The 18,074-nt window shown below is 68.0% G+C and carries 16 protein-coding genes; 12 read left to right on the top strand and 4 right to left on the bottom strand.

What is annotated here, in order from left to right; translation table 11 throughout:
* Positions 1 to 538 precede the first annotated feature (538 nt).
* The 12 genes from ACFQS9_RS14675 to tuf all read left to right on the top strand — a co-directional run bounded on the left by ACFQS9_RS14675 (position 539) and on the right by tuf (position 15,494).
* Entirely contained in the window at positions 539 to 1,333 is a 795-nt protein-coding gene (locus ACFQS9_RS14675; protein ID WP_378405870.1) for a TIGR03084 family metal-binding protein, read from the top strand.
* Positions 1,330 to 3,069: an acyclic terpene utilization AtuA family protein gene (locus tag ACFQS9_RS14670; protein ID WP_378405868.1), complete on the top strand. Its 1,740-nt coding sequence runs from the start codon at positions 1,330 to 1,332 to the stop codon at positions 3,067 to 3,069. The genes ACFQS9_RS14675 and ACFQS9_RS14670 overlap by 4 nt, the downstream gene beginning before the upstream one ends.
* A 14-nt stretch (positions 3,070 to 3,083) precedes the next feature.
* On the top strand, positions 3,084 to 4,232 hold the full coding sequence (locus ACFQS9_RS14665) for an acyl-CoA dehydrogenase family protein (protein WP_378405866.1): 1,149 nt from the start codon (positions 3,084 to 3,086) through the stop codon (positions 4,230 to 4,232).
* Positions 4,229 to 5,827: an acyl-CoA carboxylase subunit beta gene (locus ACFQS9_RS14660; protein WP_378405864.1), complete on the top strand. Its 1,599-nt coding sequence runs from the start codon at positions 4,229 to 4,231 to the stop codon at positions 5,825 to 5,827. The genes ACFQS9_RS14665 and ACFQS9_RS14660 overlap by 4 nt, the downstream gene beginning before the upstream one ends.
* 11 nt (positions 5,828 to 5,838) lie before the next feature.
* Positions 5,839 to 7,851 carry an acetyl/propionyl/methylcrotonyl-CoA carboxylase subunit alpha gene (locus ACFQS9_RS14655; protein WP_378405862.1) on the top strand — a complete coding sequence of 671 codons (2,013 nt, stop codon included), beginning with the start codon at positions 5,839 to 5,841 and terminating at the stop codon, positions 7,849 to 7,851.
* Complete coding sequence (locus ACFQS9_RS14650) at positions 7,848 to 9,008, top strand: acyl-CoA dehydrogenase family protein (RefSeq protein ID WP_378405860.1); 1,161 nt, start codon at positions 7,848 to 7,850, stop codon at positions 9,006 to 9,008. The genes ACFQS9_RS14655 and ACFQS9_RS14650 overlap by 4 nt, the downstream gene beginning before the upstream one ends.
* A 2-nt stretch (positions 9,009 to 9,010) precedes the next feature.
* On the top strand, positions 9,011 to 9,811 hold the full coding sequence (locus tag ACFQS9_RS14645; RefSeq protein WP_378405858.1) for an enoyl-CoA hydratase family protein: 801 nt from the start codon (positions 9,011 to 9,013) through the stop codon (positions 9,809 to 9,811).
* 373 nt (positions 9,812 to 10,184) lie between these two features.
* A complete protein-coding gene (locus ACFQS9_RS14640; RefSeq protein ID WP_378405856.1) occupies positions 10,185 to 10,811 on the top strand; it encodes a TetR/AcrR family transcriptional regulator in 627 nt (208 codons plus the stop codon).
* 300 nt (positions 10,812 to 11,111) lie between these two features.
* Positions 11,112 to 11,486 (top strand): 30S ribosomal protein S12, encoded by a 375-nt coding sequence (gene rpsL / locus ACFQS9_RS14635; RefSeq protein ID WP_027500620.1) that lies wholly within the window; start codon positions 11,112 to 11,114, stop codon positions 11,484 to 11,486.
* Positions 11,486 to 11,956 carry a 30S ribosomal protein S7 gene (gene rpsG, locus ACFQS9_RS14630; RefSeq protein WP_027500619.1) on the top strand — a complete coding sequence of 157 codons (471 nt, stop codon included), beginning with the start codon at positions 11,486 to 11,488 and terminating at the stop codon, positions 11,954 to 11,956. Before rpsL ends, rpsG begins: the two co-directional genes overlap by 1 nt.
* Positions 11,957 to 12,089: 133 nt before the next feature.
* Positions 12,090 to 14,192: an elongation factor G gene (gene fusA, locus ACFQS9_RS14625; protein WP_378405854.1), complete on the top strand. Its 2,103-nt coding sequence runs from the start codon at positions 12,090 to 12,092 to the stop codon at positions 14,190 to 14,192.
* Between the two features lie 108 nt (positions 14,193 to 14,300).
* Positions 14,301 to 15,494, top strand: coding sequence for an elongation factor Tu (tuf, locus tag ACFQS9_RS14620; RefSeq protein ID WP_027500617.1), 1,194 nt, complete (start codon positions 14,301 to 14,303; stop codon positions 15,492 to 15,494).
* Between the two features lie 534 nt (positions 15,495 to 16,028).
* On the opposite strand, the gene ACFQS9_RS14615 is transcribed toward tuf, so the two are convergent.
* Genes ACFQS9_RS14615 through ACFQS9_RS14600 form a run of 4 tightly spaced genes read right to left on the bottom strand, consistent with a single transcriptional unit; the run spans position 16,029 to position 18,046 of the window.
* A complete protein-coding gene (locus tag ACFQS9_RS14615; RefSeq protein WP_378405851.1) occupies positions 16,029 to 16,592 on the bottom strand; it encodes an Asp23/Gls24 family envelope stress response protein in 564 nt (187 codons plus the stop codon).
* Complete coding sequence (locus ACFQS9_RS14610; RefSeq protein WP_378405849.1) at positions 16,589 to 17,581, bottom strand: DUF6286 domain-containing protein; 993 nt, start codon at positions 17,579 to 17,581, stop codon at positions 16,589 to 16,591. Before ACFQS9_RS14610 ends, ACFQS9_RS14615 begins: the two co-directional genes overlap by 4 nt.
* Positions 17,574 to 17,753, bottom strand: coding sequence for a DUF2273 domain-containing protein (locus ACFQS9_RS14605; protein ID WP_378405847.1), 180 nt, complete (start codon positions 17,751 to 17,753; stop codon positions 17,574 to 17,576). Before ACFQS9_RS14605 ends, ACFQS9_RS14610 begins: the two co-directional genes overlap by 8 nt.
* Complete coding sequence (locus ACFQS9_RS14600) at positions 17,750 to 18,046, bottom strand: Asp23/Gls24 family envelope stress response protein (protein ID WP_378406512.1); 297 nt, start codon at positions 18,044 to 18,046, stop codon at positions 17,750 to 17,752. Before ACFQS9_RS14600 ends, ACFQS9_RS14605 begins: the two co-directional genes overlap by 4 nt.
* Positions 18,047 to 18,074 lie beyond the last annotated feature (28 nt).

Here is an 18,074-nt window from a genome sequence, read left to right as displayed (position 1 = left end):
CATCGGTGGATCGGGTATCAGCTGCCGATGACGAGCTGGGGGCCGAAGGGCAGGCCGATCACGGTGCCGATGAAGATGTCCTGGGCCTGGCCGAAGTCGAACAGGGTGGCTAAGTCGATCAGGGGCATGTGGTCTCCTCGTGTCGGTGGAGTGGTGTGCGTCCCTGGGCGGGCGCGCACCAGTTCTACCGCACGGGCCGTGGGCACGGGGTGAAATCGCAGAACTGACTTGGTGCTGGAATCTGCTGTGGCACAAGGTAGTTCAGTGATCTAACGAATGGGTCGTGACCGCGAGGGGTGGCGCGGATCGGGCGGTCGAGCCCATCGCGTCGCGCTCGTCTCGGCGGCGATGCGTCCGGAAGCGGACTGGACGCCCGCCTTGCTTTCGAGTATCAAACCGCATCGGGGCGTGTCCGGGTGGGTGGATCTCGAAATTCTCCTGGGTATCGCGAGAGGCGTGGCCCAATAACAAGCAATCATGCTTGATTTTTATGCCGTCTGGTGTGATGCTGGTCGCAGCACTACTCGAGGGAGCATCGATGGCCGATCTGAGTACCACCATCAGGGATCTGCAGGCGGAGGGCGAGCAGCTCGACGCGCTGGTTGCGAGCCTGACCGATGAGCAATGGGCGGGCCCGACTCCCGCCGAGGGGTGGTCGATCGCCCATCAGATCGGGCACCTGGCCTGGACGGATCGCGCGTCGCTGATGGCGGTGACCGCTCCCGAGGACTTCGCCGAGTCGGTGACCGAGGCCTGGAAGAACCCCCTGGGTTTCGTCGACGAGGCCGCCGAGGTCGAGGCCGCGCGTCCGCCCGCCGAGCTGCTGGCCGACTGGCGGGCCGGCCGGGCGGCGCTGGCCGAGGCGCTGGCCGCGGTACCGAGCGGGACCAAACTCCCCTGGTACGGCCCGCCGATGAGCGCGATGTCGATGGCAACAGCGCGGCTGATGGAGACCTGGGCGCACGGACAGGACGTCGCCGAGGCGCTCGGTGTCGACGTCGCGCCGACCAATCGCGTGCGCAGCATCGCGCATCTCGGCGTCCGCACCCGTGACTTCGCGTACGCCGTGAACAACCTGACCCCGCCGGCGGAGGAGTTCCGTTACGAGCTGACGGCTCCCGAGGGTGGCGAGGTCTGGACCTGGGGCCCCGAAGATGCGGCCCAGCGCATCACCGGCCCCGCCGTGGACTTCTGCCTGCTGGTCACCCAGCGGGCGAACGCGGCCGATCTGGACGTGACCGCGGTGGGCCCCGACGCGACCGTGTGGATCGGAATCGCCCAGGTCTTCGCCGGCCCTCCCGGCGCGGGCCGTGACCCGAAGGTGGACGCATGACGAACCCGGTCCGGATCGGAAACTGTTCCGGCTTCTACGGTGACCGCATCTCGGCGATGCGCGAGATGCTCGAGGGTGGCGAACTCGACTACCTCACCGGCGACTACCTCGCCGAGCTGACCATGCTGATCCTCGGGCGGGATCGCATGAAGGATCCCGGCCTCGGGTACGCCAAGACGTTCCTCCGGCAGGCGGAGGACTGCCTCGGTCTGGCGCTGGACAAGGGCGTCAAGATCGTCGCGAACGCGGGCGGGCTGAACCCGGCCGGCCTCGCCCAGGCACTGCGCGAGGTGAACGAGCGGCTCGGTCTGGGTGCGGTGATCGCGCACGTCGAGGGCGACGACCTGATCGCCAGGGCGGCGGAGCTGGGCCTGACCGGTGCGCCGGGCGCGCCCGCTCCGCTGACCGCCAATGCCTACCTCGGTGCATGGGGCATCGTCGAATGCCTCGGCGCGGGCGCGGATGTCGTGGTCACCGGCCGGGTCACCGACGCATCGGTGATCGTCGGACCCGCCGCGGCGCATTTCGGCTGGGGACGAACGGATTTCGACCAGCTGGCCGGAGCCGTCGCGGCCGGGCACGTGATCGAGTGCGGCACCCAGGCGACGGGGGGCAACTACTCCTTCTTCACCGAGATCGCCGACATGGGACGACCCGGGTTCCCGATCGCGGAGATCCACGCGGACGGATCCTCGGTCATCACCAAGCACGCGGGCACCGGGGGCGCGGTCAGCGTCGGCACCGTCACCGCCCAGCTGCTCTACGAGATCACCGGCGGCCGCTACGCCGGACCGGACGTCACCACCCGGATGGACTCCCTCGAACTCACCTCCGACGGACCCGACCGGGTTCGCATCAGCGGGGTGCGCGGAGAGGCGCCGCCGCCGACGCTGAAGGTCTCCCTGAACGCACTGGCCGGGTTCCGCAACGAGTTCACGATGATCCTCACGGGGCTCGACATCGAGGCGAAGGCCGAGCTCGCCCGCAGTCAGTTCGAGGCGTGGATGACCACCAAACCGGCCGAGATGACGTGGACCCTCGCGCGTACCGATCACCCGGACGCGGACACCGAGGAGACGGCGAGCGCGTTGCTGCGCTGTGTCGTTCGCGATCCGGATCCGAACGTCGTCGGCCGTGCCTTCTCGTCCGTGTCGGTCGAGCTCGCGCTGGCCAGCTACCCGGGCTTCAGCCTGACCGCACCGCCGTCGAACGGGCAGCCCTACGCCGTGTTCACCCCCGGCTACGTCGACGCCGCCGAGGTGCCACACACCGCGGTCCTGCCCGACGGCAACCGGATCCCGATCGCCCAGAGTGTGCCGATTCTGGAACTGGCCGCGGTGGCCGATCCCGAACTGCCGCAACCGTTGCCGCCGACGCCGACGATCCGTGTCCCGCTCGGCACGATCGCGGCGGCCCGCAGTGGCGACAAGGGCGGCAACGCGAACGTCGGCGTCTGGGTTCGTACCGACGACCAGTGGCGGTGGCTGGCGAACACGCTCACGGTCGAGGAGCTCGGACGGCTGCTCCCGGAGGCGGCCGGACTGCCGGTGACCCGCCACCTGTTCCCGAAGCTGCGCGCGGTGAACTTCGTCATCGAGGGCATCCTCGGGGCGGGCGTCGCCTCGCAGGCCCGATTCGACCCGCAGGCCAAGGGGCTCGGGGAGTGGCTGCGTGCCAGGCACATCGACATTCCGGAAGAACTTGTACTCGGTGAAGAACCCCTCGGGGCGATATGAAGGCGAGGAACGTTGTGAGTGTGTGGACAACCGACGAGCGAAAGGCGTTGCGCGAGACGGTTCGCCGATTCGCCGAGCAGGACGTGCTGCCCTTCCTCGACGATTGGGAGCGACACGGCGAACTGCCACGTGAGCTGCACAAAAAGGCGGGAGCGCTCGGGCTGATCGGCGCCGGGTTCCCGGAGTCGGTCGGCGGATCCGGCGGCGATCTGGTCGACGCCGTGACCATCTGCGAGGAGATGCACTACGCCGGCGGGTCGGGCGGTCTGTTCGCTTCCCTGTTCACCTCGGGCATCGCGTTGCCCCACCTCGTCGCCGCGGGCGACGAACGCCAGATCGAACGCTGGGTGCGGCCGACCCTGGCGGGCGAGCTGATCGGCTCGTTGGCGATCACCGAGCCCGGCGGTGGTTCGGATGTGGGGCACCTGCGGACGACGGCGGTCCGGGACGGCGACCATTTCGTCGTCAACGGATCGAAGACGTTCATCACCTCGGGTTGCCGCGCCGACTTCGTCGTGACCGCCGTCCGAACCGGCGGTGCGGGCGCGGCAGGAGTGTCGCTGCTCGTGATCGAGAAGGGCACGCCCGGATTCGAGGTCTCTCGCAAGCTCGAGAAGATGGGCTGGCTGGCCTCCGACACCGCAGAGCTGTCCTTCGTGGACGCCCGGGTGCCGGTGGAGAACCTGGTCGGCGCCGAGAACAGTGGCTTCCAGCAGATCGCGCAGGCCTTCCTCACGGAACGGATCGCGCTTGCCGCCCAGGCGTACTCGAGCGCGCAACGCTGCCTGGACCTGACTCTGCAATGGTGCCGGGACCGGGAGACGTTCGGCAGGCCGCTGATCAGCAGGCAGTCGGTGCAGAACACCGTCACCGAGATGGCGCGCCGGGTCGATGTCGCGCGGGTGTACACCCGCTCGCTCGTCGAGCGCTCGCTGGAATCGGAACAGGACTTCATCGCCGAGGTCTGCTTCGCGAAGAACACCGCCGTCGAGGCGGGTGAGTGGGTGGCGAACCAGGCCGTCCAGTTGTTCGGCGGGCTCGGCTACATGCGGGAAAGCGAAGTCGAAAGGCAATACCGGGACATGCGAATCCTGGGGATCGGCGGCGGCACCACCGAGATCCTCACCGGATTGGCGGCAAAGCGATTGGGGTATCAGTCATGACGGTTCTCAGGTCCACCCTCGACACCGGGTCGGAGGTGTACGCGACCGCGGTGGAGACGATGAACGCCAAACTCGCCGAGCTCGATACCGAGCACGCCAAGGCGCTGGCCGGCGGCGGCGAGAAGTACGTGGAGCGGCACCACAAGCGGGGCAAGCTGCTCGCCCGTGAGCGGATCGAGCTGCTCATCGACCCGGACTCGCCGTTCCTGGAGCTGTGCCCGCTCGCGGCGTGGGGGAGCGACTTCCCGGTCGGCGCCAGCACCGTGGTGGGCATCGGCGTCGTCGAGGGGGTCGAGTGCCTGATCGTCGCGAACGATCCGACCGTGCGCGGCGGCACCAGCAACCCGTGGACGCTGCGGAAGGGGTTCCGGGCCAACGACATCGCGGTGCAGAACCGACTGCCGGTGATCTCCCTGGTCGAGTCCGGCGGCGCTGACCTGCCGACCCAGAAAGAGGTCTTCATTCCGGGCGGCCGGATGTTCCGTGATCTCACCCAGGCCTCGGCCGCCGGGATCCCCACGATCGCCCTGGTGTTCGGCAACTCCACCGCGGGGGGTGCCTACATTCCGGGCATGTCTGATCACGTGGTGATGATCAAGGAGCGCTCCAAGGTGTTCCTCGCGGGCCCGCCCCTGGTGAAGATGGCCACCGGTGAGGAATCGGACGACGAGTCGCTCGGCGGCGCCGAGATGCATGCCCGGAAGTCGGGTCTGGCCGACTATTTCGCGGTCGACGAGCAGGATGCGATCCGGATCGGCAGGAGCATCGTCAAGCGGTTGAACTGGAAGAAGCAGGGTCCCGCGCCCCGGGCCGAGGTGATCGAGCCGCTGGAGGACCCCGAGGAGCTCCTCGGCATCGTCCCCGCGGACCTGAAGATCCCGTTCGACCCGCACGAGGTGATCGCCCGGATCGTCGACGGCTCCGATTTCGACGAGTTCAAGCCGCTGTACGGCTCCTCTCTGGTGACCGGATGGGCGGAGCTGCACGGCTACCCGATCGGGATCCTCGCCAACGCCCGAGGCGTGCTCTTCAGCGAGGAATCACAGAAGGCCACCCAGTTCATCCAGTTGGCGAACCGGTCCAACACCCCATTGCTGTTCCTGCACAACACGACCGGGTACATGGTCGGCAAGGAGTACGAGGAGGGCGGGATGATCAAGCACGGCTCGATGATGATCAACGCCGTCGCGAACTCGAAGGTGCCGCACATCTCGATCCTGCTCGGCGCGTCCTACGGTGCCGGTCACTACGGAATGTGCGGGCGGGCGTTCGATCCGCGATTCCTGTTCGCGTGGCCGAGTTCGAAATCCGCCGTCATGGGCGGTGCGCAGTTGGCGGGCGTCATCTCCATCGTCAGCAGGGCATCCGCGGAGGCCCGCGGACAGGTGTTCGACGAGGAGGCCGATGCCGGCATCCGCGCCATGATCGAGAACCAGATCGAGGCCGAGTCGCTGCCGATGTTCCTGTCCGGCCGGCTGTACGACGACGGTGTCATCGACCCGCGTGATACCCGCACGGTGGTGGGAATGTGCCTGTCGGCCATTGCCTCCGCCCCGATCCGAGGCACCGAGAACTTCGGCGTCTTCCGCATGTGAGGCAGACCGTGATGACATCCCCTATCGCTTCGCTCGGACCGGCGATCCGGTCCGTTCTGGTGGCAAACCGCGGCGAGATCGCGCGGCGGGTGTTCGCGACAGCGCGCCGGGCCGGTATCGGCACCGTCGCGGTGTTCTCCGACGCCGATGCGGCCGCCCCGCACGTGGCCGAGGCCGACGTGGCGATCCGCCTCCCGGGCAACACCCCCGCCGAGACCTATCTGCGGGCGGACCTCATCATCGAGGCGGCGCGTGCCGCGGGTGCGGACGCCATCCACCCCGGGTACGGCTTCCTCTCGGAGAATGCGGGTTTCGCGCAGGCAGTCGAGGATGCGGGCCTGACCTGGGTCGGCCCGCCGGTCAAGTCCATCGAGTCGATGGGCTCCAAGGTCGAGTCCAAGAAGCTCATGGACGCCGCGGGCGTTCCCGTGCTGGCCGAGCTCGCGCCCGACCAGGTCACCGAGGCGCACCTGCCCGTGCTGATCAAGGCGTCGGCCGGTGGCGGCGGACGCGGCATGCGCGTGGTGCGCGAGCTGTCGGCGCTGGCGGGCGAGCTGGAGGCGGCCCGGCGCGAGGCGCAGTCCGCCTTCGGTGATCCGACGGTGTTCTGTGAGCGCTACCTCGAGACCGGACGGCACATCGAAGTGCAGGTGATGGCCGACAAGCACGGCACCGTCTGGGCCGTGGGCGAGCGCGAGTGCTCCATCCAGCGCAGGCATCAGAAGGTCGTGGAGGAGGCGCCGTCGCCGCTGGTCGAGCGGACTCCCGGCATGCGCGAGCGGCTGTTCGAGGCGTCGCGGCTGGCGGCGAACGCCATCGGTTACGAGGGTGCGGGCACCGTCGAGTTCCTGGCGGACGAGCGCGGCGAGTTCTTCTTCCTCGAGATGAACACCCGCCTCCAGGTCGAGCACCCGGTCACCGAGTGCACGACCGGTCTCGATCTGGTGGATCTGCAGTTGCAGGTCGCGTCCGGCGCCGCGCTGCCCGCAGAGCCGCCGGCACTGCGCGGACACTCGATCGAGGTCAGGCTCTACGCCGAGGACCCGGCGAAGAACTGGCAGCCGCAGAGCGGCATCGTCCACCGCATCGAGCTGCCCGGTGTGGTGGAGGAGTTCACGGTCCTGGACCGGCAGGGAGTGCGGCTGGACTCCGGCGTCGTGGCCGGCTCCGTCGTCGGGGTGCATTACGACCCGATGCTCGCGAAGGTCATCTCGTTCGCGCCCACCCGTGGACAGGCTGCCCAGTTGCTCGCCGGGGCGCTGGCTCGGACCGAGCTGCACGGCCTGCGGACCAACCGGGATCTGCTGGTGAACATCCTGCGGCACCCCGCCTTCCTGGCCGGGGACACCGACACCGCGTTCTTCGACACCCACGGGCTCGACACCCTGGCACGACCGCTGGCCGACCCGGATGTCGAGGCGCTGTCGGCGCTCGCGGCGGCGCTGGCGGATGCCGCGATGAACCGGGCGGCAGCGCGGGTCGACGGCCGGATCCCGAGCGGGTGGCGGAACCTGACATCGCAGCCGCAGCACAAGCAGTACACCAGCGGGGCGGGGGAGTACGACATCCGATACCTCCTCGGCCGAGGCGGCCTCCGCGCCGACGGCTTCGAGCACGTCGCCCTGGTGTCGTCGACGCCGGATGTCGTGGTGCTGGACGTGTCGGGTCTGCGGCGGACGTTCGACGTGGCCAGGTACGGCGACGAGGTGTTCGTCGACTCGGCGCTCGGTCCGGTGGCGCTCACCGCGACGCCGCGGTTCGTCGATCCGGCGACGATCGTCGCGGCGGGCTCGTTGCTCGCACCGATGCCCGGTGCGGTCATCCGGCTCGGTGCCGCACAGGGCGATTCGGTCACGCTCGGCCAGCCGATCCTCTGGCTCGAGGCGATGAAGATGGAGCACACCATCACCGCCCCGGTGTCCGGCGTTCTCGTCGAACTCCCGGTCTCGATCGGCCAGCAGGTCGACGTCGGATCTGTCCTTGCCCTTGTTGAAGCTGAAGAGACGGAAGAGGAATCGGCATGAGTTTTATCGAGAGCGACGAGCAGAAGGAACTGCGAGCGTCGGTGTCCAAGCTCGGCGAGCGTTTCAACTACGTCGACTACGTGTTGCCGCGTTCACGCAGGGGCGAGCCGCTGACCGAGCTGTGGAACGAGGCGGGCAAGCTCGGCTTCCTCGGGGTCAACCTTCCGGAGGAGTACGGCGGCGGCGGCGCGGGAATCTATGAGCTCGCGCTCGTCCAGGAGGAGCTGGCCGCGCACGGCGCGGGTCTGCTGCTCGTGGTGGTCTCGCCGGCGATCTGCGGCACCATCATCGGGAAGTACGGCACCGATGAGCAGAAGCAGCAGTGGCTGCCGGGCCTGGCCGACGGCAGCAAGATCATGGCTTTCGGCATCACCGAGGCCGACGCGGGCTCGAACTCGCACCAGATCTCGACCACCGCCCGCCGTGATGGCGCCGACTGGATCCTGACCGGGAACAAGATCTTCATCTCGGGCGTGGACCAGGCGGACGCGGTGCTGATCGTCGCGCGCACCGAGGATCACAAGAGCGGCAAGCTCAAGCCCGCACTGTTCATCGTGCCGACCGACACCGAGAACTTCGTCAAGACGCCGATGGAAATGGACGTCATCGAGCCGGACCATCAGTTCACGTTGTTCCTCGACGACGTCCGGCTGCCCGGGGAGGCGCTGGTCGGGTCGGAGGACGCGGCGCTGATGCAGCTGTTCGCCGGGCTGAACCCGGAACGGATTCTCGGTGCGGCGATGGCGATCGGCATGGGCCGGTACGCGATCGACGCCGCGGTGAAGTACGCGCGCGAGCGCACCGTCTGGAAGACGCCGATCGGCGCGCACCAGGGCATCGCGCACCCGTTGGCCCAGTGCAAGATCGAGCTCGAACTGGCCAAGCTGATGATGCAGAAGGCGGCGTCGCTCTACGACAGCGGCGACGATTTCGGTGCCGCAGAGGCGGCCAACATGGCGAAGTACGCGGCCGCGGAGGCCAGCATCAAGGCCCTTGACCAGGCCGTCCAGACGCACGGCGGCGCCGGGCTCAGCAAGGAGTACGGCCTGGCCGCGATGCTGGGCGCGGCCCGGATCGCCCGGGTCGCACCGGTGAGCCGGGAGATGATCCTCAACTTCGTCTCCCAGCACTCGCTCCGGCTGCCGAGGTCGTACTGATCATGACGGCACCCGACACGAGCGCACCGTACGTCCGCTCCGAGGTCGCGGGCGGGTTCGCCACCGTCACCCTGGACTCTCCGCACAACCGCAACGCGATCTCGTCGCGGTTGGTCGGCGAGCTCAGGCAGGCGCTGGCGGCCGCCGCGGCCGACGACGCGGTCCGCGCGGTCGTGCTGATCCACACCGGCGGCACCTTCTGTGCGGGCGCGGATCTGTCGGAGGCCGGTGGGGCACCGGACGCCGACCCGGCGGAGTTGGCTGCGGGCCGCACGGCCCAGATGACCGAGCTGCTGCGCGAGTTCCTCGAACTGCCGAAGCCGATCGTCGCCCGCATCGACGGTCACGTCCGGGCGGGTGGCATGGGGCTGGTCGGTGCGTGCGACATCGCCATCGCCGGTCCGTCGAGCACCTTCGCACTCACCGAGGCGCGGCTCGGGCTGGCGGCGTCGATCATCTCGCTGACCGTGCTGCCGAGGCTGACCTCCCGCGCCGCGGGCCGGTACTTCCTGACCGGAGAGAAGTTCGATTCGGCCGAGGCGGAACGGCTGGGACTGATCACGATCGCAGCGGAGGACACCGCGGCGACGGTCGCGGCCATCTCCGCGGAGCTCGCGTTGGCCTCCCCACAGGGCCTGGCCGAGTCGAAGCGCCTGACCACCGCGCGGATGCTCGCCGACTTCGACCGCTACGGTGAGGAGCTCGCGGCTCAGTCGGCGAGGCTGTTCGGATCGCCGGAGGCCATCGAGGGCATGACCGCCTTCTTCCAGCGTCGCCCGCCTGCCTGGGCCCCGAGCGAATAGCAAGAACGTCGAGGAGTAGTGGTGGCCGGATACGACAGGACCCGCGCTCGAGGAGTCGAGCGCGGGTCCTGTTCGGTTTCGGTGTGCGACTACTTGGGCAGCGCGTCCGAGGAGCCGGCGAAGAAGCTCAGCGCACCGGTCAGGTCGCTGACCGCGCCGGTGAAGTCGGAGGCGAAGTCGAGGAACGGAATGATCTCTGCAGAACCCATGATGTGCTCCTTGGTGGTGTCGGGTGATTCTCATAGGGGCGCATCAGTAGCACCGCTAACCTTCGTACCGGCGGGGTCGGGAAGGGTGCAAGGCAAATGTGCGGAAGGTAACAAGATCATAACGGCGCCGGGGAGCCGTCCTCACGTGTACGGGGGTGTGGCGAATGCGTGAACCGCAACAGGACCGAAGCCGGCTGACGCGCCAGCGGCTGCTGGAGGCGACCATCGACTGCCTGGCAGAGCAGGGCTGGGCCGCGACGACGGTCGGGGTGGTCGCGACGCGCGCGGGTGTCTCCCGTGGCGCAGCCCAGCATCATTTCCCGACCCGTGAGGACCTGATCACGGCCGCACTCGAGTTCATGTTCGACAGTCGGATGGAGGCCGCCCGCCTGGAGGCCACCGGTCTGCCCGCCGGGCCGGGCCGCACCGAGGCGATCGTCACGCGCCTCGTCGAGTACTACACCGGCACCCTGTTCAAGGCGGCCCTGCAGGTGTGGACGGCCGCCGCCTCGGACCCCGCACTGCGGGAACGGGTGCTGCCGCTGGAGGAGAAGTTCGGCCGGGTCGCGCACCGGACGGCGGTCGCCATGCTCGGGGTGGAGGAGGGCGACGTCATCGCGCACCGGTGGGTTCAGCTCACCCTGGACCTGGCGCGCGGACTCGGCCTTGCGGACGTGCTCACCGACGACTCCAGGAGACGGGCCGAACTGATCAAGCAGTGGGCCTCGGACCTGGACTCGGTCCTGCATCGCCGGCGGTCGGACGACCCGGAGCCGGCGGCCCTGTCGTGACGCGGTGTGGAGCGTTACCACCGATCGGCTCGCTTTGACCTGACGGCGCGCCGCCGGGTATCGTTGTGGGTCGTGCCCGGCCTGCCCGGGTCGATTTGTGTGCCTAGCAAGGTAAGGCCGCGCGCGCGTTCTTCACGGAGACGAGCATTCGGCTGCCTGTGTGGGGGTATGCGACACGCCCGACCTCGGGGTCGAGGGACGGGTGAGGAGCAGCGATTTCTTGCTCCAACTGCTAGATCCCTAATTACACAACGGCCAGGCCTGCTCAGCGCAGGCCGGTCGACAGAAGAAAGCCGGTATATGCCAACCATCAACCAGCTGGTCCGAAAGGGGCGCCGCGACAAGGTCGCGAAGCTCAAGACCGCTGCCCTGAAGGGAAGCCCGCAGCGTCGTGGTGTGTGCACCCGCGTGTACACCACCACCCCGAAGAAGCCGAACTCCGCGCTCCGTAAGGTCGCGCGTGTCCGCCTGACCAGCTCGGTCGAGGTCACGGCGTACATCCCCGGTGAGGGCCACAACCTGCAGGAGCACTCGATGGTGCTCGTCCGCGGCGGTCGTGTGAAGGACCTCCCGGGTGTTCGCTACAAGATCATCCGCGGCTCCCTCGACACCCAGGGTGTCAAGGGTCGCAAGCAGGCACGCAGCCGCTACGGCGCCAAGAAGGAGAAGAGCTAATGCCACGTAAGGGCCCCGCTCCCAAGCGCCCGCTGATCAACGACCCCGTCTACGGGTCGCCGCTGGTCACGCAGCTCGTGAACAAGATCCTGCTGGACGGCAAGAAGTCCACCGCCGAGCGCATCGTCTACGAAGCCCTCGAGCAGGCGCGTGAGAAGACCGGCACCGATCCGGTCGTCACCCTCAAGCGCGCGCTGGACAACGTCAAGCCCGCCCTCGAGGTGCGCAGCCGCCGTGTCGGTGGCGCCACCTACCAGGTGCCGGTCGAGGTCCGCCCCGGCCGCTCCACCACGCTGGCCCTGCGCTGGCTGGTGACCTTCTCGCGTGCACGTCGTGAGAAGACCATGGTCGAGCGTCTCGCCAACGAGCTCATGGATGCCAGCAATGGCCTCGGTGCAGCCGTGAAGCGTCGCGAGGACACCCACAAGATGGCTGAGGCCAACAAGGCGTTCGCGCACTACCGCTGGTGATCTGGCGCCGGGGCGGCACTTCATGTGCCGCACCGGCGTTGCCACTATGTGTCGGTTCCTCACGGGCCGGCAGACAACACAAAAGACGTGGTCCGCGAGGGACCGACATCTGCTACGAGCGGGGAAGAATCCTGTGGCACAGGAAGTGCTGACCGACCTGAACAAGGTCCGCAACATCGGCATCATGGCGCACATCGATGCCGGCAAGACCACCACCACCGAGCGCATCCTGTTCTACACCGGTGTCAACTACAAGATCGGTGAGACGCACGACGGTGCGTCGACGACGGACTGGATGGAGCAGGAGAAGGAACGCGGCATCACGATCACGTCTGCCGCCGTGACCTGCTTCTGGAACAACAACCAGATCAACATCATCGACACCCCGGGCCACGTCGACTTCACGGTCGAGGTCGAGCGCTCGCTGCGCGTGCTCGATGGCGCCGTCGCCGTCTTCGACGGCAAGGAGGGCGTCGAGCCCCAGTCCGAGCAGGTCTGGCGTCAGGCCGCCAAGTACGACGTTCCGCGCATCTGTTTCGTCAACAAGATGGACAAGATGGGCGCGGACTTCTACTTCACGGTCCAGACCATCATCGATCGCCTCGGCGCGAAGCCGCTGGTTCTGCAGCTGCCGATCGGTGCCGAGGACGACTTCGACGGTGTCGTCGACCTGGTCGAGATGCGCGCCATCACCTGGCGTGGCGTGGTGCCGACCGGCGCCGAGCCGACCATCGAGGAGATCCCCGCGGATCTGGCCGACAAGGCCGCCGAGTACCGCGAGAAGCTGCTCGAGACCGTTGCCGAGTCCGACGAAGCTCTCATGGAGAAGTACTTCGGCGGCGAGGAGCTCACGGTCGAGGAGATCAAGGGCGCCATCCGCAAGATGACGGTCAACTCCGAGCTGTACCCGGTGCTGTGTGGCTCCGCGTTCAAGAACAAGGGCGTTCAGCCCATGCTCGACGCGGTCATCGACTACCTCCCGACTCCGCTGGACATCGGCGAGGTCGAGGGCCACGCGCTGAACAACGACGAGGAAATCCTCACGCGCAAGCCGAGCAAGGAAGAGCCGTTCTCGGCCCTGGCCTTCAAGATCGCGGCGCACCCGTTCTTCGGCAAGCTGACCTTCGTTCGCGTCTACTCCGGCCGGATCGATCCGGGCGCCCAGGTGCTCAACGCCACCAAGGGCAAGAAGGAGCGCATCGGAAAGCTCTTCCAGATGCACGCCAACAAGGAGAACCCGGTCGACGAGGCCGTGGCCGGCCACATCTACGCGATGATCGGTCTGAAGGACACCACCACCGGTGACACCCTCTGCGATCAGGCCAACCCGATCGTGCTCGAGTCGATGAGCTTCCCGGACCCGGTCATCCAGGTCTCGATCGAGCCCAAGACCAAGTCCGACCAGGAGAAGCTGGGCACCGCGATCCAGAAGCTGGCCGAAGAGGACCCGACCTTCTCCGTCGAGCTCGACGAGGAGACCGGCCAGACCGTCATCGGCGGCATGGGCGAGCTCCACCTCGACATCCTCGTCGACCGCATGCGTCGCGAGTTCAAGGTCGAGGCCAACGTCGGCAAGCCGCAGGTCGCGTACCGCGAGACCATCACCAAGGCGGTCGAGAAGCACGAGTTCACCCACAAGAAGCAGACCGGTGGTTCGGGTCAGTTCGCAAAGGTGATCATCGCGCTCGAGCCGTACATCGGCGAGGAGGGCGAGCCGTACACCTTCGAGAACAAGGTCTCCGGTGGCCGCGTTCCGCGTGAGTACATCCCCTCCGTGGACGCCGGTGCGCAGGACGCCATGCAGTACGGCGTGCTCGCCGGCTACCCGCTGGTGAACATGAAGCTGACGCTGCTCGACGGTGCCTACCACGACGTCGACTCGTCCGAAATGGCCTTCAAGGTTGCCGGTTCTCAGGCACTGAAGGAAGCCGCCCGCAAGGCCGGTCCGGTCATCCTCGAGCCGCTCATGGCTGTCGAGGTGACCACGCCCGAAGAGTACATGGGCGATGTGATCGGCGACCTGAACTCCCGCCGTGGCCAGATCCAGGCCATGGAGGAACGCAGTGGTGCCCGTGTCGTGAAGGCGCTGGTTCCGCTCTCGGAGATGTTCGGCTACATCGGTGACCTGCGGTCGAAGACCCAGGGCCGAGCGAACTTCTCCATGGTGTTTGACTCCTACGCAGAGGTTCCCGCGAACGTCTCGAAGGAAATCATCGCCAAGGCGACCGGCGAGTAATACCGGCTGGGAGCAAGACCGCTGGCGAGTTTTCACCAGCTGAGCACGACCGAATAACAACCAACCGCACTGCTGCATACCGCAAGCAAGACAACAGGAGGCCATCAAGTGGCGAAGGCGAAGTTCGAGCGGACGAAGCCGCACGTCAACATCGGGACCATCGGTCACGTTGACCACGGCAAGACCACGCTGACCGCAGCGATCACCAAGGTCCTGCACGACAAGTTCCCGGATCTGAACGAGGCCTCGGCCTTCGACCAGATCGACAAGGCGCCTGAGGAGAAGGCTCGTGGTATCACGATCAACATCTCCCACGTCGAGTACCAGACGGAGAAGCGCCACTACGCGCACGTCGACGCCCCGGGCCACGCCGACTACATCAAGAACATGATCACGGGTGCGGCGCAGATGGACGGCGCCATCCTCGTGGTTGCGGCCACCGACGGCCCGATGCCGCAGACCCGCGAGCACGTGCTCCTCGCCCGCCAGGTCGGTGTTCCCTACATCCTGGTCGCGCTCAACAAGTCCGACATGGTCGACGACGAGGAAATCCTCGAGCTCGTCGAGATGGAGGTCCGCGAGCTGCTGTCGTCGCAGGAGTTCGACGGCGACAACGCGCCCGTCGTGAAGGTCTCGGCGCTCAAGGCGCTCGAGGGCGACGCCAAGTGGGGCGAGAGCGTTCTCGAGCTCATGCAGGCCGTCGACGACTCGATCCCGGACCCCGTCCGTGAGACCGACAAGCCGTTCCTCATGCCCGTCGAGGACGTCTTCACCATCACCGGTCGTGGCACCGTTGTGACCGGTCGTATCGAGCGTGGCGTCATCAACGTGAACGAGGAGGTGGAGATCGTCGGCATCAAGGAGACCTCCACCAAGACCACCGTCACGGGCATCGAGATGTTCCGCAAGCTGCTCGACTCCGGCCAGGCGGGCGACAACGTCGGTCTGCTGGTTCGTGGCATCAAGCGCGAAGATGTCGAGCGTGGCCAGGTCGTCGTGAAGCCGGGCACCACCACCCCGCACACCGAGTTCGAGGGCAACGCCTACATCCTGTCCAAGGACGAGGGCGGCCGCCACACGCCGTTCTTCAACAACTACCGCCCGCAGTTCTACTTCCGTACCACGGACGTGACGGGCGTCGTGACCCTGCCCGAGGGCACCGAGATGGTCATGCCCGGTGACAACACCGAGATGTCCGTCAAGCTGATCCAGCCGGTCGCCATGGACGAGGGCCTGCGGTTCGCCATCCGTGAGGGTGGACGTACCGTCGGCGCCGGTCGCGTCACCAAGATCATCAAGTGATCTAGCTTCACCAGATGATCTAGCAGTACCCAAGCCGAATGGCGCTCACTCCCTCGGGAGTGGGCGCCATTCGGCGTTTCGGGGGAGTTGCGCGGTGCCCAGGGGGCGGTTGTCGATACCCGGATGCGCACAATGACCCGAGAACCGCCCCGTGGGTGGTGAGCCATGCATGATGGATGCCGTGGCGGATGCAATTGTCATCGGCAGGGAGCACGGCGAGCACATCGTGATCGAGCTCGTTCGACGCATGCATCCGGACGCTACGGACTACTGGGACGGCAACTGAGTCGTGTCGCCGATTGCGATTCGTGTTGGCGGGTTCACGGGCAGCGTGGTTGCTGCACTTCGTACGGACGAACTCGAGCGGTTCCGCGACGAGCTCCAGCGTCTGTACCGGGACCTCTGCCCGTCATCGCTGCGCTGGAATGATGCCTGGACGAGTATCCGGTGCGTGGCCGGCCTTAGTCGGTGCATGTCGCCGGTGTATCACTGTCGTCCCCGCCCTGTGCCCGCCACAACGGACGAACCGTCGGATCAACCCGGCTGGTCGGCGCGATCGAGGTGCAGCAGTACCTGCGTGGCGACCGGCGCATCGGGCAGTGCCGCGGCCATCGACCTGGCCAGGGCCTCCGCATCGCGGGTGAACTCGGCGAGGTCCACCGCCGGATCGGCGATCACCGTGACGCGCAGGGTCTGCAGCCCGCGATCGTCGACGGCCGCGGCCCGAACGGAACGGACCCCCTGCAGGGTGGACAGCTCCGAGGCCAGCCCGACGGACATCGGCCCGAGGTCGACCGACAGGTCGGAGTCGCCGAGAACGTCGCCGATCTGCACGGTCGAGGTCCGGCCACGCCGAAGGTTGATCACCAACAGCGTCACCCCGGCCACGAGGCCGGCGACGCAGGCGACGCCGAGGAGGGTCGGCCACCAGTCCCGCGTGGGGATCGCCTCGTACTCGGCCCGGTCGAACCGCCGCCAGAGCTCCTGCGCTGCGTCGAGCTCCATGTTCCAGGTCAGGGCCAGGGCGCCGGCCGCTACCAGGGCGAGGCCGACCCCGAGCGCGATCGACCGGTCGACGATCGAGGTGCGGCGCCTCACGGCCGGACCCTTCCGACCTTGATCCGCAGGGGCCGGGGCGCGGCGAGCGTGGCGAGGCCGGGCTCCACCACCTCGCGTATCGCCGACTCGAGCGCGGGCGCCGTGACCTCACCGTCCGGGGTGATGTGGACGGTGGTCCGCTTGCCGTCGACGATGGTCTGAACGGAACGGACGCCGGCGACCGTGCGTGCGCGAGCGCTGCACATCCTCGCGACATCGGTCGGGCGCACCCACACCACGGCCGAGCCCGCGTCGCCGAGCGGCAGGTGGGTGCGGATTCGCGGCTTCACCGCCACGAAGATCAGCGCCAGCCCGGCGAACACGGCCGCGACCGCCGCGGGCAGCATCCATGGCTGCCAGTGCAGGCGGGCGGACCACTCGATCGAGTTGCGTAGCCACGCGGCGGGCGCGATGACCTCGTGGGCGATCAGGAACTCGCGCCCGGTGAGCACCGCCAGCACCAGCAGGGCCCCGGCCACCAGCAGTGCCACCGGGGCGGCCGCGGGCCGGGTGAGCGGCGCCCGGGACGGCACCAGCCGCGCAGGCGGGGTGCCGGGCGCCGCGAGTTGCTGGCAGTCGACCTCGGCGCCGTCCTGCGCCGAAGCGGGCACCGCCGCGGCGACGACCACGTGCAGTCGGTCCATGGGCAGGCCGGTGAGCGCGGCGATGCGGTCGCCCACCTCGCGGTGCACCTCACGGGACAGCACGGCGATCGGGCAGGGCCAGGCCACCGCGATGTACAGCGTCACGGCCACCGACTCGGTGCCCATGCAGACCTCGGCACGCGGCAGATCGCGGCCGGTGAGCCGGGACAGGCCACCGCTCTGACGGACCACCCCCGGCACCTGGAGGGCCGCGGCGACGGCGATGCGGGAGATCGCGCGGTCCTTGATGACCAGCTGGCCCCTGGTGCCGCGTTCGTGGTCCAGGTCGGCGTCCTCGCCGAGTTGGGCGGTCGCTCCGCCGGTGTCGCTGCTGCTCTCAGCCACGGCCCCGGCTCCGCAACAGCGCGCCCAGGTCGACGTGGCCGTCGCGGTGGGCACCGATCGCCATGCCGAGGCCGCCCAACAGCAGTGCGAACACGAAACCACTGAAACCGCCGAGGATTCCGGCGATCGCGAGCAGCAGACCGGCGATCAGACCGACGACCGTGCTGTTCATGGCGCTGTCCTCTCCGTGAGTACGTCTTCGACGGTGACGTCGACCGGGACGTCGAGCATCGGGGCGAGCGCCGTGCGGACGCGTTCGGCCGTCTCGACGACGTTCGCCGGGTAGGCGACGCTGATGTGGACGGCGCAGCTTTCCTCGCCGAGCGCCACACCGAGCACCCGACGGCCCGGAAGGTATGTCGCGACCTCGCCGAACATGCCGCCGTGCAGACCGGCGACCCCGGGGACCGCGAGCACGACGTCGGCGATCAGCTCGGCGGGCTGGACCTCCGGGTCGCTGCGCAGGCTCCGCTCCTGTGCTGCCGGGTCGCTG

Source organism: Rhodococcus daqingensis (assembly GCF_042665615.1).
Classification (GTDB): domain Bacteria; phylum Actinomycetota; class Actinomycetes; order Mycobacteriales; family Mycobacteriaceae; genus Rhodococcus_G; species Rhodococcus_G daqingensis.
The sequence above is the reverse complement of the archived record's forward strand: the minus strand, read 5'-3'. Positions and strand labels throughout refer to the sequence as shown.

Bases quoted from the DNA above. Each gene is read 5' to 3' on its own strand.
- ACFQS9_RS14670 (WP_378405868.1), top strand. From the start codon at position 1,330: ATGACGAACCCGGTCCGGATCGGAAACTGTTCCGGCTTCTACGGTGAC.
- ACFQS9_RS14650 (WP_378405860.1), top strand. From the start codon at position 7,848: ATGAGTTTTATCGAGAGCGACGAGCAGAAGGAACTGCGAGCGTCGGTG.
- ACFQS9_RS14660 (WP_378405864.1), top strand. From the start codon at position 4,229: ATGACGGTTCTCAGGTCCACCCTCGACACCGGGTCGGAGGTGTACGCG.
- ACFQS9_RS14675 (WP_378405870.1), top strand. From the start codon at position 539: ATGGCCGATCTGAGTACCACCATCAGGGATCTGCAGGCGGAGGGCGAG.
- ACFQS9_RS14645 (WP_378405858.1), top strand. From the start codon at position 9,011: ATGACGGCACCCGACACGAGCGCACCGTACGTCCGCTCCGAGGTCGCG.
- ACFQS9_RS14605 (WP_378405847.1), bottom strand. From the start codon at position 17,753: ATGAACAGCACGGTCGTCGGTCTGATCGCCGGTCTGCTGCTCGCGATC.
- rpsL (WP_027500620.1), top strand. From the start codon at position 11,112: ATGCCAACCATCAACCAGCTGGTCCGAAAGGGGCGCCGCGACAAGGTC.
- rpsG (WP_027500619.1), top strand. From the start codon at position 11,486: ATGCCACGTAAGGGCCCCGCTCCCAAGCGCCCGCTGATCAACGACCCC.
- ACFQS9_RS14640 (WP_378405856.1), top strand. From the start codon at position 10,185: ATGCGTGAACCGCAACAGGACCGAAGCCGGCTGACGCGCCAGCGGCTG.
- ACFQS9_RS14655 (WP_378405862.1), top strand. From the start codon at position 5,839: ATGACATCCCCTATCGCTTCGCTCGGACCGGCGATCCGGTCCGTTCTG.